At 42.3% G+C, this 26,759-nt stretch carries 21 protein-coding genes; 6 read left to right on the top strand and 15 right to left on the bottom strand.

Going from position 1 to position 26,759, the window contains the following annotated elements:
* Positions 1 to 121: 121 nt before the first annotated feature.
* The 5 genes from BM156_RS03835 to gltX form a co-directional block, all read right to left on the bottom strand.
* On the bottom strand, positions 122 to 1,348 hold the full coding sequence (locus tag BM156_RS03835; protein ID WP_093918483.1) for an ABC transporter permease: 1,227 nt from the start codon (positions 1,346 to 1,348) through the stop codon (positions 122 to 124).
* Positions 1,349 to 1,402: 54 nt separating this feature from the next.
* Complete coding sequence (locus BM156_RS03830) at positions 1,403 to 2,602, bottom strand: ABC transporter permease (protein WP_093918482.1); 1,200 nt, start codon at positions 2,600 to 2,602, stop codon at positions 1,403 to 1,405.
* A gap of 3 nt (positions 2,603 to 2,605) precedes the next feature.
* Complete coding sequence (locus BM156_RS03825; protein ID WP_093918481.1) at positions 2,606 to 3,601, bottom strand: HlyD family secretion protein; 996 nt, start codon at positions 3,599 to 3,601, stop codon at positions 2,606 to 2,608.
* A gap of 31 nt (positions 3,602 to 3,632) precedes the next feature.
* On the bottom strand, positions 3,633 to 5,159 hold the full coding sequence (locus BM156_RS03820) for a TolC family protein (RefSeq protein WP_093918480.1): 1,527 nt from the start codon (positions 5,157 to 5,159) through the stop codon (positions 3,633 to 3,635).
* Between the two features lie 207 nt (positions 5,160 to 5,366).
* On the bottom strand, positions 5,367 to 6,893 hold the full coding sequence (gltX, locus tag BM156_RS03815; protein WP_093918479.1) for a glutamate--tRNA ligase: 1,527 nt from the start codon (positions 6,891 to 6,893) through the stop codon (positions 5,367 to 5,369).
* A 477-nt stretch (positions 6,894 to 7,370) separates the two neighbouring features.
* Between gltX and BM156_RS03810 the strand changes: the two genes are divergently transcribed.
* From BM156_RS03810 to BM156_RS03795, 4 genes are all read left to right on the top strand, one after another.
* Positions 7,371 to 9,521 (top strand): S46 family peptidase, encoded by a 2,151-nt coding sequence (locus BM156_RS03810; protein ID WP_093918478.1) that lies wholly within the window; start codon positions 7,371 to 7,373, stop codon positions 9,519 to 9,521.
* 94 nt (positions 9,522 to 9,615) lie between these two features.
* Complete coding sequence (gene rnhA / locus BM156_RS03805; RefSeq protein ID WP_093918477.1) at positions 9,616 to 10,086, top strand: ribonuclease HI; 471 nt, start codon at positions 9,616 to 9,618, stop codon at positions 10,084 to 10,086.
* A gap of 56 nt (positions 10,087 to 10,142) precedes the next feature.
* Positions 10,143 to 11,381 (top strand): 3-deoxy-D-manno-octulosonic acid transferase, encoded by a 1,239-nt coding sequence (locus BM156_RS03800; RefSeq protein WP_093918476.1) that lies wholly within the window; start codon positions 10,143 to 10,145, stop codon positions 11,379 to 11,381.
* Between the two features lie 319 nt (positions 11,382 to 11,700).
* Positions 11,701 to 14,262, top strand: coding sequence for an adenosylcobalamin-dependent ribonucleoside-diphosphate reductase (locus tag BM156_RS03795; protein ID WP_093918475.1), 2,562 nt, complete (start codon positions 11,701 to 11,703; stop codon positions 14,260 to 14,262).
* A gap of 127 nt (positions 14,263 to 14,389) precedes the next feature.
* Here the strand turns inward: BM156_RS03795 and BM156_RS03790 are convergent, their stop codons facing one another.
* The 9 genes from BM156_RS03790 to BM156_RS03750 form a co-directional block, all read right to left on the bottom strand.
* The gene (locus tag BM156_RS03790) at positions 14,390 to 14,584 is read right to left on the bottom strand and encodes a hypothetical protein (protein WP_093918474.1); all 195 of its coding nucleotides are present in this window, start codon (positions 14,582 to 14,584) and stop codon (positions 14,390 to 14,392) included.
* A 214-nt stretch (positions 14,585 to 14,798) separates the two neighbouring features.
* Positions 14,799 to 15,587, bottom strand: a complete 789-nt coding sequence (trpA, locus tag BM156_RS03785) for a tryptophan synthase subunit alpha (RefSeq protein WP_093918473.1) — start codon at positions 15,585 to 15,587, stop codon at positions 14,799 to 14,801.
* Between the two features lie 124 nt (positions 15,588 to 15,711).
* On the bottom strand, positions 15,712 to 16,893 hold the full coding sequence (gene trpB / locus BM156_RS03780; protein ID WP_093918472.1) for a tryptophan synthase subunit beta: 1,182 nt from the start codon (positions 16,891 to 16,893) through the stop codon (positions 15,712 to 15,714).
* 32 nt (positions 16,894 to 16,925) lie between these two features.
* The gene (locus BM156_RS03775; protein WP_212733401.1) at positions 16,926 to 17,549 is read right to left on the bottom strand and encodes a phosphoribosylanthranilate isomerase; all 624 of its coding nucleotides are present in this window, start codon (positions 17,547 to 17,549) and stop codon (positions 16,926 to 16,928) included.
* Positions 17,550 to 17,557: 8 nt separating this feature from the next.
* Positions 17,558 to 18,346, bottom strand: a complete 789-nt coding sequence (gene trpC / locus BM156_RS03770; protein WP_093918470.1) for an indole-3-glycerol phosphate synthase TrpC — start codon at positions 18,344 to 18,346, stop codon at positions 17,558 to 17,560.
* A gap of 37 nt (positions 18,347 to 18,383) precedes the next feature.
* Positions 18,384 to 19,376: an anthranilate phosphoribosyltransferase gene (gene trpD, locus BM156_RS03765; RefSeq protein WP_093918469.1), complete on the bottom strand. Its 993-nt coding sequence runs from the start codon at positions 19,374 to 19,376 to the stop codon at positions 18,384 to 18,386.
* 45 nt (positions 19,377 to 19,421) lie between these two features.
* Positions 19,422 to 19,991: an anthranilate synthase component II gene (locus BM156_RS03760; protein WP_093918688.1), complete on the bottom strand. Its 570-nt coding sequence runs from the start codon at positions 19,989 to 19,991 to the stop codon at positions 19,422 to 19,424.
* Positions 19,992 to 20,035: 44 nt separating this feature from the next.
* A complete protein-coding gene (locus BM156_RS03755) occupies positions 20,036 to 21,442 on the bottom strand; it encodes an anthranilate synthase component I family protein (protein ID WP_093918468.1) in 1,407 nt (468 codons plus the stop codon).
* Between the two features lie 339 nt (positions 21,443 to 21,781).
* A complete protein-coding gene (locus BM156_RS03750; RefSeq protein ID WP_093918467.1) occupies positions 21,782 to 22,600 on the bottom strand; it encodes a mechanosensitive ion channel family protein in 819 nt (272 codons plus the stop codon).
* A 275-nt stretch (positions 22,601 to 22,875) separates the two neighbouring features.
* Here BM156_RS03750 and BM156_RS03745 point away from each other — a divergent pair, with 275 nt between their 5' ends.
* Positions 22,876 to 23,877 carry a sugar phosphate isomerase/epimerase family protein gene (locus BM156_RS03745; protein WP_093918466.1) on the top strand — a complete coding sequence of 334 codons (1,002 nt, stop codon included), beginning with the start codon at positions 22,876 to 22,878 and terminating at the stop codon, positions 23,875 to 23,877.
* A gap of 217 nt (positions 23,878 to 24,094) precedes the next feature.
* On the opposite strand, the gene BM156_RS03740 is transcribed toward BM156_RS03745, so the two are convergent.
* The gene (locus BM156_RS03740; protein ID WP_093918465.1) at positions 24,095 to 25,210 is read right to left on the bottom strand and encodes an Sb-PDE family phosphodiesterase; all 1,116 of its coding nucleotides are present in this window, start codon (positions 25,208 to 25,210) and stop codon (positions 24,095 to 24,097) included.
* 445 nt (positions 25,211 to 25,655) lie between these two features.
* Here BM156_RS03740 and BM156_RS03735 point away from each other — a divergent pair, with 445 nt between their 5' ends.
* On the top strand, positions 25,656 to 26,498 hold the full coding sequence (locus tag BM156_RS03735) for an ROK family protein (protein WP_093918464.1): 843 nt from the start codon (positions 25,656 to 25,658) through the stop codon (positions 26,496 to 26,498).
* Positions 26,499 to 26,759 lie beyond the last annotated feature (261 nt).

Here is a 26,759-nt window from a genome sequence, read left to right as displayed (position 1 = left end):
TGACGGCTAACTTTTACTTCCGGTGGGGCGGAAATGAAAATCGGCAGCCAACTTTTACTTCCGGTGGGGCGGAAATGAAAATTGACAACTAACTTTCTTCTCCGCGCTCGTGAATCCTGATTCATTCCTGAGTCTTTGCTCTCGCCTCTATCTTCCGGTTATGTCTGGTTTCGAAATACAAAGCCACCGACGCCGTTACAAAATAAAAGCCCACCTGAGCCAACAACAATAAGTATTCGTAATGTACGCTGCTTAAATCCACACCCAGATTACGTATTCGCAAATAAGCCGGAACCATAATGGTTGATGGAAATACGTGGGCCAACTTGTACAGGAACGGAGGAATTGAAGCGGCAGGCCAGCTAATTCCACTCAAAAACAAAACGATAGGTGACAAGAAAACCATAAATAAAATGGACGATTCGCGCTTTTTAAACAACACCGAAAAGGTAATTCCCATAAAAATTACGGCAAGCAAAAACAGCAAGGTTAAGGCCATGACATCCAGGTAACTTCCCTGGTTCGGATAATCAAACCAATGATGCAACAGCACCATGGCAAACACACTATTGATGCTGTAAACGGTCAGGTAACTCAGGCTTTTGCCAAAAAGCAAGGGAAAAATTCCACCACGCCTTAAAGCTACAGGCACCTGAAAACTATGCCGATTCTTCTCTTTGCCCGTACCACCGATCATTCCAATTCCAATCAACAAGGTTTGTTGCAGAATGATCAAAATCAGCCCTGGCATTACAAAACTGCCATAGCCCGAAGAGGAGTTGAACCAAAAATGCAAATCAGCAGATAAAGGATCGCGGGCAGCCATAGCCTGTTCATAGGTTTTTCCTTCAGCCATCAAACGCTTAATTTCAACGCCTGCAGAAAAAGTACCCACCGATTTTACGGCAGCTCCAACAAGCTGTCGATAGATTAAGAAATAACTACCATCAGCATACACCGACACATCAGTTTGAACTCCCTCCAGCAAATCCTTTTCAAATCCAGAAGGGATCAGGACAATCCCGCCAACTTGGTCATCTTCATAAAAAAGTTCCTTGGCTTCTTGCATGCTGGTTGCTGAAAGACTGATATTCGCTTCTTCTGTTCCATCAATCATGCGCACTAGCTGTCGGCTTGAAGAACTACGGTCCAAGTCAACCACCACGGTATCAATCTCCCGCACAACTTCCATTTTGTAGGCATAGGCATAAATCAACGAATAAATGATGATTGCTCCCAACAAAATCAAAAGAGCACCTTGGTCTTTCAGAATGGCTTTCATTTCATCCTGATAGAACTCTCCCGTCATGCGAATACCGGTCCTTATTTTTGTTACGATTGTTTTCATTTCTAAAAATTTAGAGCCCAAACTTCAGCCCCTAAAACACTTCGAATTTAAAGCCTATACTTTTCCCCAGAACTTTTCATTCAGCAAAATACGTTTCAGCCGAGGGAACAAGGCAACTGACAATAGGATAAACAAGGGGATAATCGCTAAATAACGAATTCCCAAAACAGCTGCTTCTCCCCGTATCGCTTGAGAAATAAACAACTTCACCCAATAGGTGAATGGGAAAAGCCAAGTAAACGCTTTCGCAATTACCGGCATGGCAAACTGCGGGAAGGTTAAGCCTGAGAAAGTCAAAGCCATCATGGAATAAGCACTTCCCAAGGATAACGACAAGCGTAAATTACTGGTTACTGCAACAAGCAAAATTCCCAAAAACTGATAAGCCACGATCAGGAGCAATTCACCCAATACAATCAACATGAATTCGCCTCGCAGCGGAGTTCCCATCTGCACAAACAAAATGACGTTCATCACCGTTGCAAGAACGCTAAACAGCAAAGTGTAAGGCAGCAGTTTTCCGGCTACCCCAACAATAACACTCCCTCCGGAATGCTCCAGCCACTCGGGGCCGGTACCATCCCGCACCTCAATACCAACTGCATACACCGTACTTAGCAAGGTAAACACCACCACCATAAGCGGCAGCAAGGCGGTCAACAGGAAATAGGCATAGTTGCCAAATGGGTTAAACAGGATATGCTGATGCAACTTTACGGGCTGCGCTTTCGCCAAAGCCTGTTTTTCCGACAGGCCGTGTTTCATGGCTACCTGAACTTTAATTCCTCCCGACATGGTTGCCAGAGTTTTATAAATTCCTTTTTGTAGATAGCCTCCTTTCAGAATATTTGAATTATTGATAAAAACCGGAATTTGCTGTTGTACGCCCTTCAGAATATTCTTTTCCGTTTCCTCGGGAATGACCACAACGGCATCAACATGACCGGTTTCCATTCGCTGGTAGGCCTCTGCCAAATTAGGCAGGCGCATAGCAATTTCGGCTTCCGGAGCAGCATCAATCCACATGCCCATCTTTCGCGACAAGGCTGAGTTATCCTGATCCACCAACGCTACCGACAAGTTCCGGGGAACGCCTTCGTTGAAAATGGCCAACAACAAGATGAAGGCAATCAGCGGCCCTAGCAACGTGATAAACAAGTAGATGAAGGAACTGCTCATCCGGTCGATTTCCCGAAAGAGCACCCTAAAAAAAGGATTCCTGCGAAAAAAGCCTGTTTGCTCTTTCTGGTTCATACCTTACTGCTTCTTAAATTGTTTCCAGTTGATTAACACACTCATTCCCGGGCGCAGGCCATCCACTGCTTTTGCAGGTACGGCATGGATTTCGAATGATTTCATATCGAAACCACCCGATGCTTTGGTGGATGTCCAGCTGGCAAAGTCAGCCAATGGACTGATGTAATTAATTTTGAAGGTCATTTCCTGATTTCCAAGCGCCGGCACCGTTGCTTTGATCTCGCTTCCCAAACGAATATCAGCCATCAAATCTTCGCGAATGAAGAAAGTTGCCCAACTATCCGATAAATCGTGAATGGTCACTACCGGAAAACCCGTTGGTACAAGTTCACCTTCTTCCGAAATGATGTTTGAAATCTCCCCTTTTGCTGGAGCGCTAATTTGTGTTTCGCTCAAGTACGATTCCACTTCGGCAATTGCTCCTTCAGCTTGAGCGACCAAAGCTTCTGCAGCTTTTTTATCTTCATTCCGGGCTCCTTTGCGAGCTTTCTCCCAAATGGCTTTTGCTGCATTTGCTGTTTCGCGGGAAGCTTCCATTTGGGTTTCAGCTTCATCCTTTTTCTGCTCAGGAACAACCCCGGCTTCAAATAAATTCGAAACCCGCTCAAACGTCTTTTCATATAAGCGAGCAGCAGCCTCTGCCTTCAAATAGGTGCTATAAGCAGCCTGAATATCTTCTTTTTGTGCACCGTGCTGTGCTTTCATGCTTTGCGCTTCGGCAGCAGTGCGGGCAGCAGTTGCCTGTTGAAGTTTAGCTTCAATCTCCGGACTTTTAATCGAGAATAAAAAGTCACCTTTTTGCACCTGCTGTCCTTTGCGAACGGCAATGGCATCGATTCGTCCTGGAATTTTTGAGGCAACCCGAAATTGGGTGGCTTCAATCTCACCTTGAATTTCCAAAGGAACAGGTCGTGTAATCAACCAAGTGGTATACAGGACAAAAATTAACAAAGCTGTAAAAAACAGGCCAATGATAAAATTTCTCGTCTTATTCATGTTTTCTTTTTTTCGTTTTTCAATTTAATTGCTAGTCAATAGATTGAGTAATGACCAAATCGCTGGTCAGGTAGTTATTGAACTGTGCTGGCACGCCGCAAATCTGCATCAAGCTGGCCAAAGCAACATCGTACTGATACATCGCTTGCAACTGTTCAATTTTAAACTTGGCAACCAGCAAGCGAGCATCAACAACATCTGATGAAGTGGCCAAGCCTTCGTGAAAAGCCCGGTCTTTACTTTCCAAATAGGCCTCTGCAAACGTCAAGGATTTCTTCAGACTTTCGTGTTGTTCCAGCTGCATACTCAACTGTTGATGTAATTTACGAATCACGGTCTCAATATCATCTTCAGCTTTCAGTCCAGCCTCTTCCACTTGGCTTACCCGGTGTTTTGCAGCTTGTACTTTTCGGGTACGAGCCGCACCGTCAAATAAGGTCCATTTCACCCCAACACCAACTAACCATTCGGGTACGTAGGGAGATAAATCTTTGTTTGCAATATCGTACATTCCGGTCAAGGCAACCGTTGGCATGTAATCACTCTTTTCCAGTTTTACCCCGGTTTTGCTTAACTCCTTCTTCGAATCAACCTGTTTCAATAACGGGCTGTTTGTTTTCGCTAATTCAACAAACTGACTCTCTTCACCAACTTCACTTAATATAAACAAGCGGTTGGCCGGCACAATAGACTCCGTAGGCTCCATCGCAAGCGTATTCTGAAGTGAACGTTCTATGATTTGTGACTGGCGGCGGGCTTTTTGAAGTTCACGCTCGGCATCGGCCTTAGCCACTTCGGCATGCAACTTTTCAACTTGAGCAATTTGCCCCTCTTCGGTTAATTTTTCGGCATCGTACAAGTGCTTCTCCATTGCATCAAGCACCTGCACCCGAACTTTCTCGGCTTCGCGCGATAGCACCAAGCCGTAATAACGAGTTACTAATTCACTTAGCAATTCAGCCTGCTTTTGTTCTTTCTGCAAGCCTGCTTCTTCCTCATGAATGCGGGCTGCTTCGTTAGCGGCATTAATCTTCCCGCCAGTGAATAAAGGCCAAACAACCGAGGCACTCAACGAAGCAAACTGCTTTTCCTGAATCATTTGATCCCATTCTGCTGCATTTACATGATCCAGGCCTTCCAATAATTTTGCCCGCATAGCAGCCGTGCTCATATCATCGGGCAAAGTTGGCATTAACTGATTCGTTCCTGGATCTGGGTTTGGAACTCCGGAGAAGTCTCCAAAGTGTCCTAAGGCTGAATAAAGTGGCGTAATTGCATCGCGTACAGGCGTTAAGTCCAAATGCAATGGATCTGCCATTTGAACTGCTGTTCCTGTAAGACTGACTTTAGGTGCACGCAAACCTTTAGCAGCTTTCAACTCTGCTGCTTTCTCGTTCATTTGGTATTCGGCCTGCTTTAAAACGTGGCTATTGCCCATCATCTGGTCATAAACTTCCGAAAAAGTAAGCACTTTTGCATTGGAAGTTTGAGCATATGACTTTAGCTGCACCAAACAGGCCATAAAAACAAAGCACCAAAAAACACGTGGTTTCATCATTGTAATTGATTTTAGTATGACTTGTTTTCCTGTCTAATTATTTTCAAGTGCAAATAGAGTAAATATTTTTCGAATAAAATACGATTTAATTCCAAAGTTACAAATATTTAATCTTTACATAAAGCTAAGCACTCCTACCGACAGAGGCACAAAAAAACCCGGACAAAAGCCCGGGTTCGTGTATTTAATATTGTGAATTACTTCTTTCTAGCCCAACTGCTCCATGGCCTTTCGGATACGCTGTAAGCTTTCATCTTTTCCAATTACCTCGCAAATATCAAACAGGTCGGCTCCGGCACTTGTTCCTACCAAAGCCAGACGAATAGGTACCATGACAACACCAAATCCCCAGCCTTTATCGTTCATGAAAGTCGAAAAAGCTTCTTTAATCGCGTCCGCTTTCCACTCCTCTACAGATTGAAATAAGGCTTCAATTTCTTGAAGTTTTTCTGAGGTATCTGGCTTCCACTTCTTCTTCACCGTTTTCTCGTCATAACTTTCGGGTGCAGCAAAGAAATAGCTTCCCTGCTCCCACAGGTCATGGACAAACTCGCAACGTTCTTTGACCAAGCCAACAACTTTTAAGATCAATTCATCTGAAGCCTCAACTCCTTTTTCCTGCAATACTGGCTTAAAAGCTTCGGCCAAAAAGGCTTCATCCTTTTGTTGGAAATAATGGCGGTTAAACCATTTGGCTTTCTCCGGATCAAAACGAGCTCCGGCCTTAACCACACGTTCCAGGCTAAATGCCTCAATCAACTCATCCATGCTAAAAAATTCCTGCTCTGTCCCGGCATTCCATCCAAGCAGTGCCAACAAGTTAACAAACGCTTCGGGGAAATAACCATCTTCACGGTATCCACGTGAAATGTCGCCGGTTTTTGGATCTTTCCACAACAACGGGAATACCGGAAAGCCCAACTTATCTCCATCGCGTTTACTCAATTTCCCTTTGCCCGTAGGTTTCAAAATCAACGGCAAATGCGCAAACTGAGGACGTGTTTCAGCCCAGCCCAATGCTTCATACAATAAAATGTGTAAAGGCATTGATGGCAACCACTCTTCACCACGAATAACATGCGTAATTTTCATTAAATAATCATCCACCACATTGGCCAAATGGTAAGTCGGCATGCCATCGGCTTTAAAAAGAACCTTGTCATCCAACTGGTTAGTATTGAATTTCACCTCACCACGAATCAGGTCTTTTTCTTCAATCACCGTATCTTCCGGCATCTTAAACCGAATGATATAAGGTTCGCCAGCCGCAATTTTCGCCTGCACCTGCTCTTCTGTTAAGCTCAACGAATTATTCAATTGCTGACGGGTGTGTAGGTCGTAAGAGAACACATTTTTCTCCGCTTCTGCTTTAGCCCGCAATTCATCCAGTTCTTCCGGAGTATCAAAAGCATAATAAGCATTTCCACTCTGCACCAACTGCTCTGCATATTGTCGGTAAATAGCTTTACGCTCACTCTGCCGGTAAGGACCATATTCGCCGCCAATTCCCGGACCCTCTACGGCATTCAGTCCGCACCATTTCAAAGCCTCCATAATGTACTCTTCGGCTCCGGGCACATAACGGTTTTGGTCCGTATCCTCGATACGAAGCAGGAAATCGCCTCCGTGTTTTTGAGCAAACAAATAATTAAACAATGCAGTCCGCACTCCTCCCATATGAAGAGGGCCTGTTGGACTTGGCGCAAATCGAACTCTTACTTTCCTGGTATTCATGTGTTTGTTATTTCAATGATAATCTATTCTGATTTTCAAAAGCAAATTGCGTTATATTTTCAACGAAAAATCTAAGAATGAACGCCAAAATTACAGAATAACAACAAGCTTTCTGAAAAATTCTTTGCAAATATAGGGAAAATTAAAGCCGACGAAAGTATTCTGATAATCTGCTTCTTGCCCGCATAACATTAAGATAAAACGCCCCCTCAAAAACGAAAATAAGTTGATTCAGTATGTTTTAGCTGTAATGCAAACTTCGCTTTGACAACCAATACATAAAATTAAAAGAAAGTGCTTCTGCTCATTTATTCCATTGCCAGAAGCAAGAGATCAATATCTTTGTGCTTTTTTATTTTATACGCTAAGGAAAAGCAACTTGCAAGTTTATCATCCAAGTTTGCTCGAAACAGATTTGCTCCAAAGCGGCAACATGAAAAGAAATAAATTAATTACAAGAATATAATTGAAGTTAGAATGAAGAGGATTTTTGTCTTATTTTTTGGCCTTTGCCTGCTCTTTCAAAGCTCGGCTATTGCAGATGAGGGAATGTGGTTGCCATCACTCGTTCATAAATTGAATGAAGGCGACATGAAGAAGATGGGTTTGGAATTATCTGCCGAAGAGATTTATTCCATCAACAATTCAAGTTTAAAAGATGCAATCGTCGCACTTGACCGTGGCTCATGTACTGGCGAATTAATTTCGTCGCAAGGCTTGCTACTCACCAACCACCACTGTGGATTTGGCGAAATTCAGGCACACAGTTCTGTTGAGCACGATTATCTAAAAGATGGTTTTTGGGCAAAAACAAAAGCGGATGAGCTTCCTAACCCAGGAAAAACTGTTTCATTTCTGATTCGTGTTGAAGATGTAACCGATCAGGTTCTGGAAGGACTTGACGAAGAGCTTTCTTTCAACGAACGTAAATCAACCATCCAGAAACGGGCATTTGAAATTCAAAAAGAAGCCACGAAGGATACGCACTACGATTCCAAAGTTCAATCACTATTAAAAGGAAATCGCTATTACCTTTTTGTCTACGAGACTTTCCGTGACGTCCGTTTGGTTGGCGCTCCTCCAAAGTCAATTGGTAAGTTTGGTGGCGATACCGACAACTGGATGTGGCCACGTCACACCGGAGACTTCACCTTGTTCCGGGTATATTGCGGACCTGATGGAAAACCTGCAGATTACTCAGAAGACAACGTACCTTACGAGCCAAAACATCACCTTCCCATTTCATTGAAAGGATACGAAGATGGTGATTTTGCCATGGTTATGGGTTACCCAGGAAGCACCAATCGTTACAAATCATCATTTGGCATTGAGTTCACGATGAATGGAACCAACCAAGCAAGAATTGATGCTCGTGGTGAGAAACTTGAGATTTTGAAAGGCTACATGGGAACCAGCCAAAAAGCAGGAATTCAGTATGCCTCAAAACATGCACGTAGCTCAAACTATTACAAATACAGTATCGGTCAAAATAAAGGACTGAAAGCACTACGCGTTATTGAGAATAAAAAAGCCATTGAAAAAGAATTTACCAACTGGGTAAATGCTGACAGCGAACGCAAAGCAAAGTATGGCAAGGCTCTTGACCTAATCGAGGAAGCCTATGAAGACACTCGCGACGAAGAAGCCTATGAGTACCTGGTTGAAACCATGGTACGCGGTCCTGAAATCTTTTACTTCAGCTATGGAGCCAAAGGATTATACGAAGCACTAAAGCAGGACAATCAAGAGCGCATTAAAAGCAATGCTGAGCAACTGAAAGCAGAGCTGGACGAATTCTTCAAAGATTACGATGCTGCCACCGATGCAAAAGTTACCGGAGCGCTCTTAAAAGTGTATGACGAAAATGTAATTTCGGCCTATCTTCCCACATTCTTCAACTTGGTAAAAACAAAATACAAAGGTGATTTTGATGCATTTGCTTCAAAGATGTTCGAAAAAACCGTGTTTGCCGATAAAGCTACTTTGAGTGAATTTCTGGCGAAGCCAAAATTGAAAACACTACAGAAAGACATGGCCTTCCAAACAGCTCTGGAAGTATTTGATATGATGTCAATCCTGGGTTCTAAAATGAACGAAACCACCGAGCAACTACTTACGGGACGTCGTCTTTTTGTTGCCGGACTGATGGAAATGGACAAGGACAAAAAATTCTACCCAGACGCTAACTCAACCATGCGTTTAACTTATGGCAAAGTGGGCGACTATGTTCCTCGCGATGGCGTTCATTACAGCTACTTCACAACTCTGAAAGGCTATATTGAGAAAGAAATCCCCGGAGACATGGAATTTGATGTGCCTGCCAAATTGAAAGAACTGTATTACGCTAAAGACTACGGACAATATGCTGATGCCGATGGCACCCTGCACACTTGCTTTATTACCAATAACGACATTACCGGAGGGAACAGCGGCAGCCCTGTAATTAACGGAAATGGAGAATTAATTGGTGTTGCTTTTGATGGCAACTGGGAAGCCATGAGTGGAGACCTCGCTTTTGAGCCCGAGCTGCAGAAATGTATCAATGTTGATATTCGTTTTGTACTGTGGACAATTGACAAGTTTGCAGGCGCGACTCACTTAATTGATGAAATGACAATCGTTAAATAACGATTTCTAAAATATAGAAAAATGAAGAGGGTGACCAATTTGATGTGGTCACCCTTTTTCAATTCGTATATTTGCGCAAAAGAATTTATCAATTATGACCAATTCCCCACGTATTACCATTTATACTGACGGAGCAGCTCGTGGCAACCCAGGGCCAGGAGGCTACGGCATTGTCATGCTTTCGGGACCACACCGCAAAGAGCTATCAGATGGTTTTGAACTAACCACCAACAACCGAATGGAGCTGTTAGCTGTGATTGTGGCTCTTGAAACCCTGAAGTTTTCCAATTGCCAAGTCACCATCTACTCCGACTCGAAATACGTTGTTGATGCAGTCGAAAAGAAATGGCTTTGGGGATGGGTGAAAAAACGATTCAAAAACAAAAAGAACGCAGACCTCTGGACCCGCTTCATCAAAGTTTACCAGTTGCATCAAGTTCGCTTTGTTTGGGTGAAAGGACATGCCAACATCCCGGAAAACGAACGCTGCGATCAACTAGCCGTAGAGGCCTCAATGCAGCCAAATCTGAAAAAGGATGAAGGGTATTTGCAAAACCAAGACTAAACCGTTTTTACTCGCAACAAATCACTATTTTTGCACACGAATTTGAATTTCCAATCATGAATTTCTTCTATCAGCTTGGTATTTTCTTTTACTTGTTGGCTGCGCGCATTTTGGCCCCTTTTAATATTAAAGCCCGCCAGTTTACCCGCGGACAAAAAGCTAGTTTTCCTTACCTGGAATCCAAGATTAACCACAATCGCCCAATCATTTGGGTACATTGTGCCTCATTAGGTGAATTTGAGCAAGGGCGTCCACTGATAGAACACATCAAAAAAACACAGCCTGACTTCCAAGTATTACTCAGCTTTTTTTCGCCAAGCGGTTACGAAATACGCAAAAATTACGATCAGGCTGATTACATCTGCTACCTGCCAATAGATACGCTCAAAAATGCCAAGCGATTCATTGAACTGGTTCGTCCCGAAAAAGTCTTTTTTATTAAATACGAGTTCTGGTTTAATTACATGAACCTGCTTAATGCCAAACAAATTCCACTCTATCTGGTCTCTGCAATTTTCAGAAAGGAACAACTGTTTTTCAAATCAGGAATTAAAGCGAAGTGGTATCGAAACATCTTAAATAAAGTCACCCACTTCTTTGTTCAAACGCCGGAATCAGCTCGTTTGTTAGCAGAAATTGGACTTAAAAACTCAACCGTTACCGGTGATACTCGCTTTGACCGGGTTGCAGAAATTGCAGCAAACTACAAAGAACTTCCATTGGTGGAAACCTTTAAAGACGGTCAGCAATTGATCGTAGCAGGAAGTAGCTGGGCTCCTGACGAAGAGAAACTAATCAGTTTCCTAAAACAAAATCCAAAAACCAAGCTGATTTTCGCTCCACACGAAGTAAAAGCCAGCAACATCAAACGACTAAAAGAACAACTCCCCACTCCTGCTGTTTGCTATTCCGAAGCACAAGATAAAGACTTAGCTTCCGCTCAAGTACTCATCGTTGATACCATCGGGATTTTGTCAAGCATATACCGCTATGCCGATATTGCATACATTGGTGGTGGTTTTGGAGTTGGTATTCACAATACACTGGAAGCAGCCATTTACAACATCCCGGTTATTTTTGGGCCCAACTACCAGCGCTTTCAAGAAGCTGTTAACTTAAAAGAAAGAGGCGTTGCTTTTTCAATTGCCACAAGCGAAGAATTAAACACGATTTTAACACAACTATTAACGGATTCTTCTCAACGGGAAAGTATATCTAAAAAATGTCGGGAATTTATGGCTGAAAACCTAGGGGCAACCCAACAGGTAACCCAAAAAGTTTTTAACAAAAAGTGATTTTTAGGCCCTTTTTTTTCAAAAACAACAACTCGTTGTTTTGATGTTCAAGTGTTTAGCACCTGTTAATTTCTTCTTGCCAAAATTAACTCAAACTTTTCATTTTGGTAAACTTTCTTTAATTATCAAAAACCTAACCCACTAAAAACAAATCAACTAACAATTTTTAGTTGATAACTTTAGAGTCTTGTCAAGAAAAAAGTATTCCATTTTTTTCTTTTCCATACTATATTGCATACAGCAAATTTTGCATACAGCGACCTTACTTTCGGTCAAATATACAATCACTTAACAAAAACAGTACTTTAATATTTGGTGTATGGCTTTCAAAAATGTGGCAGTTGAGCCCAAAACGGGCAAGAAGATTTTTACCCAGGAGGAGGTATACCAGGCAACACTCAATTATTTCAAAGGAGATGATTTAGCTGCCCGGGTATGGATAAACAAATATGCTCTGAAAGACTCTTTTGGAAATATCTATGAAAAGAGTCCTGATGACATGCATAAACGTTTGGCAAAAGAAATTGCCAGGATCGAGAAGAAATATGAAAACCCGATGAATGAAGCGCAAATCTATGAGCTTCTAAAAGAATTTAAACACATCGTTCCCCAAGGTGGTCCAATGACGGGGATTGGTAACGATTATCAAATTGCTTCGCTTTCTAACTGCTTCGTTGTCGGGAACGAAGGAAACTCTGACTCGTACGGTGGAATCATGAAAATTGACCAGGAACAGGTTCAATTAATGAAACGTCGCGGAGGTGTTGGTCATGATTTATCACACATTCGACCAAAAGGTTCTCCGGTAAAAAACTCTGCACTCACCTCTACAGGCATTGTTCCTTTCATGGAACGTTACTCCAACTCAACCCGAGAAGTAGCCCAAGACGGACGCCGTGGAGCACTCATGCTATCTGTTTCTATCAAACACCCAGACTCAGAGCAGTTCATTGATGCCAAGATGGAACAAGGAAAGGTCACCGGAGCCAACGTATCTGTAAAAATCCATGATGATTTTATGCAGTCCATTGAAAGCGGAACACCTTACCTACAGCAATACCCCATTGAAGCAGAAAAGCCTGTTTTTGAGAAAGAGACCAACGCCAGCAAGATCTGGAATAAGATTGTACACAACGCATGGAAATCGGCCGAACCTGGAATTCTTTTCTGGGACACCATTACCCGCGAATCAGTGCCCGACTGTTACGCCGATATGGGCTACAAGACAGTATCGACAAACCCTTGTGGAGAAATCCCATTATGCCCTTACGACAGTTGCCGCCTATTAGCAATCAACCTCTATTCCTATGTAGAGAATCCATTCACTCCAGAGGCCAAGTTCAACTTTGACAAGTTCAAAGAACACGTTGCTTATGCCCAACGCATGATGGATGATATTATCGATCTGGAACTGGAAAAAATTGACGCCATCATTGGTAAGATTGATGCAGACCCTGAAGACGATGATATCAAACAAACAGAACGTAAGTTGTGGGAAAAAATCCAAACCAAAGCACGCGAAGGACGCCGAACTGGTGTTGGAATTACTGCAGAAGGTGATATGCTTGCTGCTTTAGGCTTACGCTACGGCGTAGAAGACGCAACAGACTTCAGCGAAGAGATTCATAAAACACTGGCGGTTGAAGCTTACCGCTCATCCGTCAACTTAGCCAAAGAAAGAGGCTCTTTTACCATCTACGACACCGAACGCGAAAAGAACAACCCAATGATCAATCGCATTCGCGAACAAGATGAGGCCCTCTATAAAGATATGACCAAGCATGGTCGTCGGAACATTGCTCTTTTAACCATTGCTCCTACCGGAACAACCAGCTTAATGACCCAAACAACATCCGGAATTGAACCGGTATTCATGCCTGTTTACAAGCGTCGCCGGAAAGTTAATCCAAACGACAAAGACGTTCGGGTTGATTTTATTGACGAAGTTGGAGATAGCTGGGAAGAGTACATTGTCTTCCACCACAAATTCGTAACTTGGATGAAGGCCAAAGGACACCGAACAGACAAACAATATTCCCAAGATGAGTTGGACAAATTGGTTGCCCAATCACCGTATTATAAAGCTACATCAAATGATGTCGACTGGCTGAGCAAAGTTCGCATGCAAGGACGGATCCAAAAATGGGTCGACCACTCAATCAGTGTAACCATCAACCTACCTTCAGATGTTGAAGAAGAGTTGGTAGGAAAGTTATATTTTGAAGCATGGAAGAGCGGCTGTAAAGGAGTTACCGTTTATCGTGACGGCTCTCGTGCAGGCGTGTTGGTTTCAAATAAAAAAGAAGAAAAAAAGAAAGACGATAAATCATCATTCCCAACCAAGCGTCCTGACGAACTGGAAGCTGATGTTGTACGGTTCCAGAACAACAAAGAAAAGTGGGTCGCTTTTATTGGTTTGGTGGGTGATCTTCCTTACGAAATCTTCACCGGTCTTCAGGATGATGAAGATGGAATTTTACTTCCACGCTCCGTTACAAAAGGAAAAATTATCAAGGGTCACGATGAAGAAGGTAACTCTCGTTACGACTTTCAATATGAAAATAAACGTGGATACAAGACCACGATTGAAGGACTGTCTTACAAGTTCAATCCAGTATTCTGGAACTATGCAAAACTGATTTCAGGAATCCTTCGTCATGGAATGCCTATTCACAAAGTAGTAGATACCGTAACCAGCCTACAACTGGACAACGAAACCATCAACAGCTGGAAAGCTGGTGTTGCCAGAGCGCTGAAAAAATATATCCCGAATGGGACAGTTGCAGAGGGAACAGTTTGCGGAGAATGCGGCTCCAGCAATGTGATCTACCAGGAAGGTTGTTTGACCTGCCCGGACTGTGGCTCGTCCAAATGCGGATAGATCAATTCATTCGACAAATTTCCTAAAAGAGGTCCTCAGCATTGAGGGCCTTTTTTTATGAAGTTATTTTGGTAAAAAATCAGACAAATAAAAAAGGCTCCTTCAGGAGCCTTTTTCTATACAGACATTATGCAGCAATCGTTGAAAACACTTCGTTGAGAATTTCGGGATACATTTCCCTGAAATTATCGTCACACCATTCACGTAGCTCATTGAGATCTTGAGGGGTCTCTGCCCACTTAACACATTTGATTAGTTCTTTGCGGAACAAGTCCCTGCTAAAGCTAACCTTTGGTAAAATAACTTTTGCGTACTCAATCATAGCATTAGAACGTTTTTATTAATTACTTGTATTAAGATAACAAAACAAGTACGATTTTGGTATGTCGTAGAATAGCAATTAACAGAATTTAACATCACGAAATAAGATTAAGTCAATTAATACACTGAGAGCCAGCAGGCTCATTCAGCTTGTTTAGAAACTTGTTTTATAACATTAACAAACGCGATCGCAACACAAATAAAACCGATTCTCGTTATGCCGGGCTTACAACAGTTTTAACAAAACCTGAAATCCGTTCTTCCAATGTTAGCTTTTGATCAAGGGCTTTTACAAATGCACTACCGATAATAGCTCCAGCCGCGTATTTACAGGCATTATCGAAGGTTTCGCGATTCGAAATTCCGAAACCAATCAAACGTGGATTTTTTAAACTCAGCTGATTGACTCGCTCAAAATAATCAACATGAAAATCGGATGCTTTATTTTTTATTCCGGTTGTCGATGAACTGGATACCATATAAATAAAACCACTAGATGCATTATCAATCTCCTGAATTCGTTCGTCAGAGGTCTGCGGCGTAATCAACAAAATGTTATGCAACCCATATTTTTCAAAAAGTGTCTGATACTCCTCCTGGTATACATTTAAAGGAAGATCAGGAATGATTAAACCATCAATACCCACCTCCTGACATTTCTGGCAAAACGCCTCAACACCATATTGCATCACCGGATTTACATAGCCCATCAAAATAAGCGGGATATTGACCGACTCGCGAATGTTTTCCAACTGTTCAAACAGTTTTTTAATGCTCATTCCGTTTTTAAGAGCAACCGTGCTGCTTTGCTGAATGACAGGCCCATCAGCTACCGGATCAGAAAAAGGCATCCCAATTTCGATTAAATCAGCTCCATTCTGCTCAAGCAATTGAATTGTCGGAACCGTATCATTCAAATCGGGGTAACCGGCCGTAAAGTAAACTGAAAAGATATTGTTTTGCTTCTTCTCAAAAAGCTGGTTAATTCTATTTTGTGTGCTCATTGCTTATTTAGTTTAAAGTTCGAAGTGCCTAAAGCGCTATAGTTATTTGAAAGAGTTTGAGATTGTTCGAAAATCCGAGCATCTGAAAATCTATTGTCTTGGTTCTTAATTCTAATCTCCAATTTCAATAGCCAAAATGACTTAAATAAGTTTCCATGTCTTTATCTCCACGACCAGACAGGTTGATCACTGTCACATCTGTAGGCTTCAGTTCAATTTTTTTCAAAGCTGCCAAAGCATGAGCCGACTCCAAAGCTGGAATAATTCCTTCTAACTGAGTCAACTCCAAAGCTGCATCTAAAACTTCCTGGTCAGTAGCCCACAAGTATTTGGCTCGGTGCGTTTTGCATAAGTGCGCATGCAAGGGTCCAATACCAGGATAGTCCAATCCGGCTGAAATTGAATAGGGCTCAACAATTTGACCATCATCGGTTTGCATCAACATTGAACGCGAGCTGTGCAGAACACCAACATTCCCCAGAGTCAAGGTAGCAGCGGTTTCACTGGTATCAACTCCCTTTCCGGCAGCCTCAACTCCAATCAACTCAACCTCTTCGTTTTCCAAAAAGTGATAAAATGCTCCGGCAGCATTACTTCCACCACCAACACAGGCAATGACACGAGTAGGATACTCCCGACCAATATGCTCGTCCAACTGCATCTTAATCTCTTCGCTGATGACCGCCTGAAACTGAGTCACCATATCCGGGTATGGGTGCGGCCCAACTACCGAGCCGATAATGTAATGGGTATCCACCGGATTCCGAATCCAATCGCGCATTGCTTCATTCGTTGCATCTTTCAGGGTCTGGTTGCCGGAAACAGCCGGAATAACTTCAGCTCCCAGCATGCGCATTTTCTTCACATTCGGAGCTTGGCGTTCAACATCCAATGCCCCCATGTAAACCACGCATTTCATCCCCATCAAGGCACAAACTGTAGCCGTAGCCACGCCGTGCTGTCCTGCTCCGGTTTCTGCAATAATTCGCTTTTTACCCAAAGCTTTGGCCAGCAAAATTTGCCCAATGGTATTGTTTACCTTATGCGATCCGGTGTGGTTCAAGTCTTCACGTTTCAGGTAAATATCTGATCCGTATTTTTCTGAAAGTCTTTTGGCCAAATACAAAGGCGATGGACGCCCGACATAGTGTTTTAACAACTGAATGAAGTCTTGCCGGAAGTTGTATGAGTTAATCACTTCCATGTATTTTTGTTGCAATTCTTCAATATTGGGGTGCATCATTTCAGGAATAAAAGCGCCGCCAAACTCGCCATAATAACCTTTTTTATCAACTTGGTACTTCATCTGTATATTTTTTTCTTTTTATTCTGATTTATTCACGACCTAATCGCTTCGACAAAAGCTTTTACTTTCTGCTCATCTTTCAAAGCCGGCTCAAGCTCAAAGCCACTGTTAATATCCAAACCTACAAGCTGCTCATGCGCAAACGCATTCAAGGCAGCTTCATCGTCCGGCCCAATTCCTCCACTGAGTAAAAATGGAACCGACAGCTGGTAATTCTCAAGCACACTCCAGTCAAACTTTAGCCCTGTGCCTCCAGGCAACTTCCCTTTTGTATCAAAAAGAAAGTAGTCAACCTCTGTTTGATAGGCATTCAAGCTTTTAAAATCGAAGTTTTGGTCAACCGCAAAAGCTTTAATTACCCGAATTCCAGCATGCTTGATTTGCCGGCAATATTCCGGACTTTCATTACCGTGCAACTGGGCAAAAGCAATCGTAAATTGCTTACAAATACGCTGCACTTGCTCAACTGTTTCATTCACGAAAACAGCTACTTTTTGAGTCGACTCCGGAACCAGATCAAAAATCTCCATTGTTGGATTTTCGCCAACATACCGCTTCGACTTTGGATAAAAGATATAACCAATAAAGTCAGGCTCTGCAGCCAACACGCCACGGATATTATCCGACTGCCGCATACCACAAACTTTTATCTTCAATGGCCTTTTCATTTTCGCAACAATTCGATGAATTCTTTACAAGCTTGCCCGGGATTCTCTGTTTTCATGAAGTTCTCCCCCATCAGAAAACCATCGAAACCAGCTTGGCACAGATAATGAATGTTTTCGACCGATGACAAGCCACTCTCCGAAATTCGGACCATATCCTGAGGCAACAAGCTCCCCAACTTCACCGAGGTTTCCAAATCAACTTCAAAAGTCTTCAGATTCCGATTGTTAACTCCCACGATATCCACCAAGGAATTCAGTTTTTCGATTTCCTCTTCGGTATGAACTTCTACTAAAACCTCCAAGTCCAGCTCCTTGGCTGTTTCGCTTAACTCCAGCATTTCCTCTTTGCTCAAACTGGCCGCAATCAACAAAATCAGGTCAGCACCATGAGCTTTGGCTTCATAAACTTGATAAGGATCAAGCATAAAATCTTTTCGTAAGATTGGAGTCGTTGGATTGGCTGATCGAGCCTTTGCCAAATCTTCGAAAGCACCACCAAAATATTGGCGATCGGTTAATATTGAAATACCCGAAACCCCGGCAGCGGTATAAGCCGAACTCACCTCAACCACCTCCGCTTGCTCATTGATCACGCCTTTGGATGGTGATTTTGTTTTGTACTCGGCAATAATTCCAGAAGCGCCTGCTGCTTTCAGGGTAGTTTTCAATGAGTTTATCTTCCGCTTAAAGAATGGCGAAAACTTTAGTTGCTCCAAGCTTACCAGCTTTTTTGCCTCTGCAACTTCTCGCCGTTTATTGTTATTTATTTCATCTAATATGGTCATTGTCTTAATCTATTTGATTGTTTGTTCTACTGATCTGTTAATGCCCTGCGATCAACTTACGAAAGACCTTTAGAGCTTTTCCTCCCCGCAAAGACTCACTCGCTTCAGCTACACAGTCAGCCAAACTACGCTCCGGATACATGCATTTAATTCCAAGGGCTGCGTTGGCAATGCCAACTTCTTGCTGTGCTAAGGTTCCTTTTCCTTCCAACACATTCAAGAAAATCTTGGCTGCATCATCTACCGATTTCCCACCTGACAGTTCTATCGGATCATGCTTCGACAAGCCAAAGTCATCAGGAGACAACACGGCCTTTTCCTGATTTGAAATGTATTGTGTTGGCCCCGTTAAAGACACTTCATCATAGCCATCCAAACTATAAACAATCAGGTAATTTTGCATGCTCTCCTGAAAAACCTGATCATACAAATCCATAATTGTCAGGTTGGAAACACCTACCAATTGATTCTTCGGTGAAGCTGGGTTAATCAATGGCCCCATCAAATTAAACAAAGTTCTCACCTTCAACGCACGACGAACCGGCCCCACATGTTTCATGGCCGGATGAAAAAGTGGCGCATGAAAAAAACAAATCCCAGCTTCGTCAAGCTCGCGTCTCAGCTTATCAGTATCGTTACTAAAATGGTAGCCAAAATACTCAAACATATTGGAGGCACCACTTACCGATGACAAACCATAGTTTCCGTGTTTGGTCACCTTATAACCCGCTCCGGCTATTATAAAACAGCTTAAAGTTGAAATATTGAATGTATTCTTACCATCACCTCCTGTGCCTACAACATCAATGCTATTGTAGTCTGATAGATCAACAGCCACGCACAAATTCAGCAAGGCTTGCCGAAAACCAGTCATTTCTTCTGCCTTTATTGGACGCATACGATAAACCGTTAAAAACGAAGCAATCTCAGCCTCAGAATACTGTCCTTCTCCAATCCGGGTTAATACTTCTTCAGCCTGCAATTGGCTCAAACTGTTTCCTTCAAATAAATAGTCAAGCGTCTTCTTCATCTTTTAATTCTGATTTTCGGGGGGTTACATTTCAATTTTTCTAAACTACACTTTCAACCAGTTTTCAATCATCTTTTCTCCCAGGGGAGTCAACACCGATTCAGGATGAAACTGAACTCCTCTCAAATCATAGTCTTTGTGTTTCATCGACATGATCATTCCATGCTCATCCATGCTTGTTACGGTAAAGCAAGCTGGCAAATCTTCCTGATCAACCAACCAACTATGGTAACGTCCTGCTTCAAATTCAGTTGGAAGTCCTTCAAAAAGAACAGGGTCAGCAGCAACTTGCTTTACCGGAGTCGCAATTCCATGGAGCACCCGGTTCATATTACTCAGGTGCCCACCAAAAGCCTCTGCGATAGCCTGATGACCAAGACATACGCCAAGCATACTTTTGCGCGATCCAAACTCACGAATAATAGGCAACAACAAGCCAGCTTCTTCAGGGATACCAGGCCCCGGAGACAGCACAATCTTATCGTACTTTTCCAGGTCGCTCAACTCCAGTTCATCATTTCGGATCACATCAACCGGTTGACCCGAAACTTTTTTAATTGCATGCACCAAGTTATAGGTGAATGAATCGTAATTATCGATAACGACTATCTTCATTTGTTTTGAATTTGCTTTCATGATTTCACAATACCTTTCTCTGATCAAATTTCCCGGGCCAACTCAATCGCCTTTTTCAATGCAGCCAGCTTGTTATTTACCTCCTGCAACTCATTCTCCTCAACAGAATCGGCCACCACGCCTGCTCCCGCCTGATAGTATAAGGTTTTGCCCTTACTCAGGAAAGAGCGAATCATAATGGCATGATTCAGACTGTTGTCAAATCCAAGAAAACCAATTGCTCCACCATAGTAGCTGCGTCGCTGGTTCTCGTAGCGATCAATCAACTGCATGGCCATGTGCTTTGGTGCTCCAGACAGTGTTCCTGCCGGAAACGAATCACCCAAAACCGACACCATGTTTGCTTCTTTCGGCAACTTTCCAGACACTTCTGACACCAGGTGAATCACATGCGAAAAATACTGCACTTCCCGATAACTGTCCACCACCACTTCAGCTGCATTACGACTCAAATCGTTACGAGCCAGGTCAACCAACATCACATGCTCAGCATTTTCTTTTGGATCAGCACACAACTTTTCAGCCAACACCCGATCCTGCTCATCATTTCCCGTACGGCGGAAAGTTCCAGCAATGGGATTAATAATAGCGCGTCCATCCTTAATCCGCAGCTGTGCTTCAGGACTCGATCCAAAAATCCGGAAATCGCCATAGTCGAAGAAAAATAAGTAAGGCGATGGATTAACTGACCGTAAAGCCCGGTACACGTTGAATTCATCGCCTTTATATTGTTGGGCAAATTGTCGTGAAAGCACAATCTGAAACACATCGCCGCGGAAACAATGCTCTTTCCCTTTGGTTACCATTTGACGATAAGCTTCATCGGTAATATTCGAACGCTCCTCGCCAACCAAATCAAAATGAGTATCCGGAAACGACAGGTTTTTCAACAACGAACTAATCTGTCCCATTTCAGCAGGCTCCCCTTCCGGGAGGTTCTCAATCAGCGAAATCATATCTTTCGAATGGTCGATTGCCAAAATATATTTGTAGAAACAATACTTTGCTTCAGGAATTGCATAGGCTTCATGACGAGTTGCCGTAATGTCAATCTTCTCAAAATATTGGATTGAGTCGAAGGTCAGGTAGCCAAACAAGCCATTAGCCGGAGCTTCCTCAACATCACCCGTCAACTGAAAAGACTTAAAAAATGATTCCAGCTCTACAGCCACAGTATGATGATCGGCAACTTCCTTTTGCGCCAACTGCTTCCCCTGTAGCTCAGTGGTAATTACCCCCTGATCAGCCGTAAAGCAGGCTAAAGGCTTAATACAAATAAAGGAATAGGCATTTTCATTACCATGATAATCAGAACTCTCCAACAGAATGGAGTTCGGAAATAACTCTCTGAATTTCAAATAAACACTAACCGGAGTAAGCGTATCAGCTAGTATTTTGCGAACATTGACTTGGACATTGATTGGCTTCATTGTATTGATTTCGTTTTAAATTTTCGACATAAAAAAAGCGGCTTACCGTGTTCCGATAAGCCGCTCCTTCGATCATTTTTTGACATGAAAGCTACCTCTCTCCACGGTATTGTGAAAAGTTGTTGCGCCACCACCAAAAATTAAACATGATCTGTTTCATTGCTATATTTTCTTAAAAATACCAATATGGCTATTACCTTCTATTTGAAGAAGACCCCACCACGGAAGCCATATTGTATTTATATCTTTATCTTTTTTGAACTTGAAAGTGTAAAAAAATGAATTTTTATTTGAAAGACCAAATAAAATTTGAAATCAAATCTAAAAAAACAGAATCTTTTAAGATTTGTCCATTAAATGAACATCCATTTGAGGGAACGGAATACTGATTCCAGCATTATCAAGCGCTTCTTTTCCACTTTCATAAACATCAAAGTAAACGGCCCAATAATCCTGAGGCTTAGCATAAGGACGAACCGCCAGATTAACAGAACTATCGGCCAACGCACTCACTCCTACAAAAGGAGCAGGATCTGTCAACACTTTGGGATGACTTGTTAGAATGCTCATTAAAGCTTCCTTCGCCTGTTTTATATTGGCATTGTACGAAATACCAAACGTGAGATCGACACGTATTTTCCCTTCAGTTGTATAGTTAGTAATATCTCCATTCGAAATCGCACCATTCGGAATAATAATCGTCTTACTTTCAGGCGACAACAAAATGGTTACAAAGATGTGAACCTCTTTTACAACGCCAAGATGCCCCTGCGCTTTGATTAAATCACCTACTTTATAGGGTTTAAAAATCAGGATCATCACTCCGCCAGCAAAGTTAGCCAGTGTTCCTTGAAGTGCCAGGCCAATCGCTAAACCTGCAGCCCCCAGAACTGCAATAAAAGAGGTGGTCTGAATTCCAACCATGCCAGCGACACTAATCAACAGCAAGGCTTTCAAGCCAATATTGGTTAAACTTGTTACAAACCCAATTAACGACACATTGACCTGTCGTGCTTCCATCACTTTTCGGGAAACACGCGTAGCCCGATTAATCAACCATAAACCAACAAAAAGTACAATAATGGCTAGCAATACCTTGGGTCCATATATCAATACAATTTCATACGCTTTTTCTACCAAATTTTGATAATTCTCCATAGTTCATTTTTTAAGTTAATAGCTTAATGTCTTTCTACAAGTTAGTCCAAAACCAACTGAATGTCAATAAAACGACAAGCACAAAATAAATACGAACAATGAATCACAAGTTCACACCTTTGGGTTTGAGGAATTAAACTTAATTACTATTTTTAGCTTCAAATCCTTAATAACTAAGCCAATAAAAAAAACTAAGCCTAAAACATTCCTGAATCATTATCCCACAACTTCAACAACAAAAAATAATTATACATCCACAACAAAAATTGAATCAAATGAAAGCAAAACTAAACCGACGCACGTTCCTACAACGTTCAGCCTTAGCCGCCTCAGGAACACTTTTACTTCCTTCTGCCATCTCTTGTGCCACATCCAAAGAGCAAGAACTTTTCAAAATATCTTTGGCAGAATGGTCTGTTCACAACATGATTTTTGGGAAAGCACTGGAAGCTGGTTGGGAAAAATTTGGGCACATGCTGCGCAACGACTTTGCCAGCATTGAGAAAGGTGCTTCGTTAAAAAATATTGAGTTTCCGGCTTTTGCCCGCAAAATGGGGATCGAGGCTGTTGAATATGTCAACACCTGCTTTTTCGATAAAGCTAAAAATGCAAGCTACCTCAGTGATTTAAATAAAGCCTGTGATGATGCTGGCGTAAAATCACTTCTGATTATGTGTGACGCAGAAGGTTTGGTTGGAGCTCCAACTAAAGAGGAACGTGTTCAAACACTTGAAAATCACAAAAAATGGATTGATGCCGCTGCCACTCTAGGTTGCCATTCGGTTCGGGTAAATGCTGGTAGCCAAGGCACCTACGAAGAGCAGAAGAAATTAGCAGCAGATGGATTACACTTGCTCTGCGAATATGGAGACAAAGCCAACATCAATATTCTGGTTGAAAACCATGGTGGCTTTTCCAGCGATGCCAGCTGGCTGGTTGACGTCATGAAAATGACCGATCATCCACGGGTAGGGACACTGCCTGATTTTGCCAACTTCAGAATTAGCTACGAGCAAGAAGAATGGTACGACCGCTACAAAGGGGTAACCGAACTGATGCCATTTGCCAAAGCGGTGAGTGCTAAGTCAAATGACTTTGATGAAAATGGCAATGTGGTTGAAACGGACTACGAGAAAATGATTGGCATTGTTCTGGAAGCCGGCTACCACGGCTACATTGGTATTGAGTACGAAGGAAAAGGGCTTAGCGAGACAGAGGGTATTCTGGCCACCAAAAAACTGATGGAGAAAGTCAGAACGAATTATAAAAAAGCTTAATCACTCTTCGGTGATTTATAATGAACGAAACAATTTAAAATGAATCTACGTAATAGTATTTGCTTTGCAATCTCACTTTCTTTGTTTTTATAGACTTATTTAGGGGTTGATTGGTTGAGTGATTGCAAAGATGTAAAGGTAATTTTAGTTGTTTGTTTAGAGAAATAGCGGTGGAAGTCTCCACCGCTATTTCTGTTTATAGAGTTCGATTCACAAATCAATTAGCAATATCCAGGTTAACTGGGAGTGGATTCCCCGATAACATGGTCATGTTAGTCACCTCGTAGAAAAGGCGCAGTTTAGCCATGTTTTTCACCTCATCAGAAGTTCCAGCCAAATCAACAAAGACAGTCCGATGGGCTTCCAACACAATCTCTTCTGGCCCCGAAAATCCGATGGATGGCTGACGTTGTTTTAAATGAAAGTCAACATCACTGGAATTGTGAATTTGCACTTTTTTAATCTGTCGATTCTCCAATTTCACCCTACCCGATTTCACCTTAATTGAGCCAAAAAACAAAGGAGACAAATACTGACGATCTCCTGCCAGTTCGTTCTCGTAATAAGCGACTGTTCTCCGGTCTTTCAGTGCCTGCTTAATCGCTCCCATCGATTTATCGGTTGCAAAAACCAATGTCATTGGCCGATGCTGTTCTCCGTATGTCATATGTACCGGAGCATGAATATCAGAATTACACATCACCGTAAGCTTTTTATCCTTTGCCCATTCTAAAGCTTCCGAATAATACTCCTTGTGGTTATACACTTCAATTCCTTGTAAAATCCCTTTCTCCAACAGCTCCGTATGTTCTTTCCACCAAAGCGTGGTATCCGGTTGCTGCGCTTTCCACCCCGGATGATTCCAAAAGACAAAAGCACCTTGCTCATGCGCTTCAACACAAGCTTCCATCCAGTCTTCCCGCTCCAACAAGTTGGCATTAGATATAAATAAAGCATTCAAGTGCCCCGGAGGCATTTTCCGAGTAATTTCACTTCCGGGAATTAAAACAATCCCCATTTGCTTGGCCAATGGTTCTGCAATTTCAAAGGAACGATTATGGTCTATCTCCATATCCTGCGAGTGAGGCAAATATTCCAAGTGATCAGTCATGGCAATAGCATCCAAGCCTTCGAGCCATGCTTCCTGCACCCTCACTGTTGGCCATACCCCGCCATCTGAAAAAACAGTATGAATATGGAAATCACACTTTAAGGTTTGATAGCCCGGAATATCCGGTAGATTTACTTCAACCCTGTTTTGTGCAGCACATAGTACGGTTGAAACAAGTAGTGTGACGAAAGAAATCATCAAGTTTAGTCTCAGGTTTTTCATAGGTTTACGATTTCGGTTTAAATTTTCAAAATATAGGAAAAACGCATACAACCGATTGCCCTAAAAGCCGATTTTACATCCTCCTAAATTTGGTTGCAAGTTAGCTAAATCCTTTGTTTTAGCCTATTAAGGCAGATAAGTTTTCGTTTGCTTAAAATTAGAATTAAGGATCACCCCTCAAATTATCAGATAAGCTTGATGTCCAATTCAATTTTAACCCGAAATCAAAAATTTTGCACAACAAGAAAAATAAATATCTTTATAAGCCTTGAACTGAAAAGAATAAACCTAAACCAGCTCCGAAGGAAGCGTTTCGATAACTTTGGCTGTCAAAGCAAGACACCTTCGTCATTCCTTTCTTCAGAAACTGTAAACACAAATTGAAACAAGCCATACAACAAACTTCACACACCGAATACCTATTAAAAACTTAAATGATAACGAGATGAAAATTATTGGTGTTGATATTGGCGGCACAAAAATCAGTGCAGCTCTTATTTATAACAAACAAATTATCAAAGAGCACTCAGCTCCCACTCCTGCCGAAGCAGAAAAAGAAGTTGTCGTACAGGCCATTGGCGATGTTATTCAGCAAGTTTATGATGACGAAATTTTAGGAATTGGCATTGGAGTTCCGGGCTTGGTAGACCTGGAAACCAATGAGGTTCTTGATGTCACGAACATTCCGTCCTGGGATCGTGTTCCTCTCAAAAAATGGCTGGAAGAGCGCTTTCAAAAGCCGGTTTATGTGAACAACGATGCCAACTGTTTTGCAGTTGGGGAGAAGCACTTCGGCAAAGGACAAAACCTTGATAACTTTGTAGGAATCGCTCTGGGAACTGGTTTGGGAGCTGGCATCATCACCAACGCTCACCTTTACTCCGGACGCTATTGTGGAGCTGGTGAGTTTGGCACCATCTACTACCGCGACAAAACCGTGGAGGCCTATGCCAGCGGGCAGTTTTTCAAAGACCAAAACTTGCAGGGAAAAGAGCTTGCTGAAAAAGCAGAACAAGGTGATCCCGAAGCCATTCGTCAATTCAATGAACTTGGAGAACACATTGGACGAGCCATTGCCAATGTCTTGTTTGCCTTAGCTCCCGAGGCCATCATCCTCGGAGGATCAGTCAGTAAATCTTATCACCTGTTTGAGGCAGGGATGCACTCAGTTTTAACTAACGAATTCCCTTTTCAACGTCTTTACCAGTCACTGAAAATAGAAGTGTCCGATTTGGACAACAGCGCTGTTCTTGGAGCTTCATCTTTGGTTATGGATGCGATGAATTAAAATAGAAACTTTATAAAACCACGAAAAGCTATCAAACACTTGATAGCTTTTTTTATCTATTTAAAAGTCCGTATTCTAAGAATAATCTGATTTAAGGTCGCTTAATTAGTACCCTTCATTTTTCGGACTGGCTTTACCACAATTTCTTCACGGCAATTGGGACAGCTATAGATTTCACAACCAGTGCAGGCGAAACAGTTTCCACAGTCGCGCTGCAGATCCTCTTTGGCATAAACTTCCCCACAATGCTCACAACGAACT

The sequence above is a fragment of the Sunxiuqinia elliptica genome, assembly GCF_900113005.1.
GTDB classification, from domain to species: Bacteria; Bacteroidota; Bacteroidia; order Bacteroidales; family Prolixibacteraceae; genus Sunxiuqinia; species Sunxiuqinia elliptica.
Note: the sequence above shows the minus strand (reverse complement) of the source record. Positions and strands in the feature narration are given on the sequence as shown.

What these genes read in the sequence shown, in the direction of transcription:
- BM156_RS03835 (WP_093918483.1), bottom strand. Translation starts at nt 1,348, where the DNA reads ATGAAAACAATCGTAACAAAAATAAGGACCGGTATTCGCATGACGGGA.
- BM156_RS03830 (WP_093918482.1), bottom strand. Translation starts at nt 2,602, where the DNA reads ATGAACCAGAAAGAGCAAACAGGCTTTTTTCGCAGGAATCCTTTTTTT.
- BM156_RS03825 (WP_093918481.1), bottom strand. Translation starts at nt 3,601, where the DNA reads ATGAATAAGACGAGAAATTTTATCATTGGCCTGTTTTTTACAGCTTTG.
- BM156_RS03820 (WP_093918480.1), bottom strand. Translation starts at nt 5,159, where the DNA reads ATGATGAAACCACGTGTTTTTTGGTGCTTTGTTTTTATGGCCTGTTTG.
- gltX (WP_093918479.1), bottom strand. Translation starts at nt 6,893, where the DNA reads ATGAATACCAGGAAAGTAAGAGTTCGATTTGCGCCAAGTCCAACAGGC.
- BM156_RS03810 (WP_093918478.1), top strand. Translation starts at nt 7,371, where the DNA reads ATGAAGAGGATTTTTGTCTTATTTTTTGGCCTTTGCCTGCTCTTTCAA.
- rnhA (WP_093918477.1), top strand. Translation starts at nt 9,616, where the DNA reads ATGACCAATTCCCCACGTATTACCATTTATACTGACGGAGCAGCTCGT.
- BM156_RS03800 (WP_093918476.1), top strand. Translation starts at nt 10,143, where the DNA reads ATGAATTTCTTCTATCAGCTTGGTATTTTCTTTTACTTGTTGGCTGCG.
- BM156_RS03795 (WP_093918475.1), top strand. Translation starts at nt 11,701, where the DNA reads ATGGCTTTCAAAAATGTGGCAGTTGAGCCCAAAACGGGCAAGAAGATT.
- BM156_RS03790 (WP_093918474.1), bottom strand. Translation starts at nt 14,584, where the DNA reads ATGATTGAGTACGCAAAAGTTATTTTACCAAAGGTTAGCTTTAGCAGG.
- trpA (WP_093918473.1), bottom strand. Translation starts at nt 15,587, where the DNA reads ATGAGCACACAAAATAGAATTAACCAGCTTTTTGAGAAGAAGCAAAAC.
- trpB (WP_093918472.1), bottom strand. Translation starts at nt 16,893, where the DNA reads ATGAAGTACCAAGTTGATAAAAAAGGTTATTATGGCGAGTTTGGCGGC.
- trpC (WP_093918470.1), bottom strand. Translation starts at nt 18,346, where the DNA reads ATGACCATATTAGATGAAATAAATAACAATAAACGGCGAGAAGTTGCA.
- trpD (WP_093918469.1), bottom strand. Translation starts at nt 19,376, where the DNA reads ATGAAGAAGACGCTTGACTATTTATTTGAAGGAAACAGTTTGAGCCAA.
- BM156_RS03760 (WP_093918688.1), bottom strand. Translation starts at nt 19,991, where the DNA reads ATGAAGATAGTCGTTATCGATAATTACGATTCATTCACCTATAACTTG.
- BM156_RS03755 (WP_093918468.1), bottom strand. Translation starts at nt 21,442, where the DNA reads ATGAAGCCAATCAATGTCCAAGTCAATGTTCGCAAAATACTAGCTGAT.
- BM156_RS03750 (WP_093918467.1), bottom strand. Translation starts at nt 22,600, where the DNA reads ATGGAGAATTATCAAAATTTGGTAGAAAAAGCGTATGAAATTGTATTG.
- BM156_RS03745 (WP_093918466.1), top strand. Translation starts at nt 22,876, where the DNA reads ATGAAAGCAAAACTAAACCGACGCACGTTCCTACAACGTTCAGCCTTA.
- BM156_RS03740 (WP_093918465.1), bottom strand. Translation starts at nt 25,210, where the DNA reads ATGAAAAACCTGAGACTAAACTTGATGATTTCTTTCGTCACACTACTT.
- BM156_RS03735 (WP_093918464.1), top strand. Translation starts at nt 25,656, where the DNA reads ATGAAAATTATTGGTGTTGATATTGGCGGCACAAAAATCAGTGCAGCT.